Below are 1,196 nucleotides of genomic sequence, written 5' to 3' on the forward strand. Positions count from 1 at the left end.
TTCGATATCGACGTGCGCGAGATTTCGCCAAACGAAGTCAAGCAGATGTACCCGCATCTTAATGTTTCCGATGTGGTCGGCGCCGTGCATCTGCCGCTCGACGGCCAATGCGACCCGGCCAATATCGCCATGGCGCTGGCCAAGGGTGCGCGCCAGCGCGGTGCGACGATCGTCGAGAATGTGAAGGTCACCAAGGTTCACACCGGGAATGGCTGCGTCACCGGCGTTTCCTGGATGCGGGGCGACGAGCAAGGCATGATCGAGGCCGACATCGTCGTCAATTGCGCCGGCATGTGGGCACGCGAGCTTGGCGCCCAGAACGGCGTCAGCATCCCGCTGCATGCCTGCGAGCATTTTTATCTCGTCACCGAACCGATCCCCGGCCTGACCCGGCTGCCGGTGCTGCGCGTGCCGGACGAGTGCGCCTACTACAAGGAAGATGCCGGCAAGATGATGCTCGGCGCCTTCGAGCAGGTGGCCAAGCCGTGGGGCATGGACGGCATAAGCGAAGATTTCTGCTTCGACCAGTTGCCCGAGGATTTCGAACATTTCGAGCCGATCCTCGAAATGGGCGTCAACCGCATGCCGATGCTGGCCAGCGCCGGCATCCACACTTTCTTCAACGGCCCTGAGAGTTTTACGCCTGATGATCGCTATTATCTCGGCGAGGCGCCGGAGCTTTCCGGCTACTGGATGGCGACCGGCTACAACTCCATCGGCATCGTCTCCTCAGGCGGCGCCGGCATGGCGCTGGCGCAATGGATCAATGATGGCGAAGCACCCTTCGATCTGTGGGAGGTCGACATCCGCCGCGCCCAGCCGTTCCAGAAGAACCGCCGCTATCTCAGAGAGCGCGTCTCCGAGACGCTCGGCCTGCTCTACGCCGACCATTTTCCGTACCGGCAGATGGCGACCTCTCGGAACGTGAGGCGCTCCCCGCTCCATGAACATCTGAAGGCACGCGGCGCGGTGTTCGGCGAGGTTGCCGGCTGGGAGCGGGCCAACTGGTTCGCGCGTGAGGGCCAGGAGCGCGAGTACCGCTATTCCTGGAAACGGCAGAACTGGTTCGACAACCAGCGCGATGAACATCTGGCGGTCCGCAACGGCGTCGGCCTGTTCGACATGACCTCGTTCGGCAAGATCCGTGTCGAGGGCCGCGATGCCTGCGCCTTCCTGCAGAGGCTTTGCGCCAACGA

Annotated in this window: 1 protein-coding gene; it reads left to right on the plus strand. The window is 62.9% G+C overall.

Annotated elements, in window-relative coordinates; all coding sequences use genetic code 11:
- On the plus strand, positions 1-1,196 hold a 1,196-nt coding region (locus tag AC0L2K_RS34845), incomplete at both ends, for an FAD-dependent oxidoreductase (protein ID WP_473533642.1).

The organism is Mesorhizobium sp. WSM4817 (assembly GCF_055811135.1).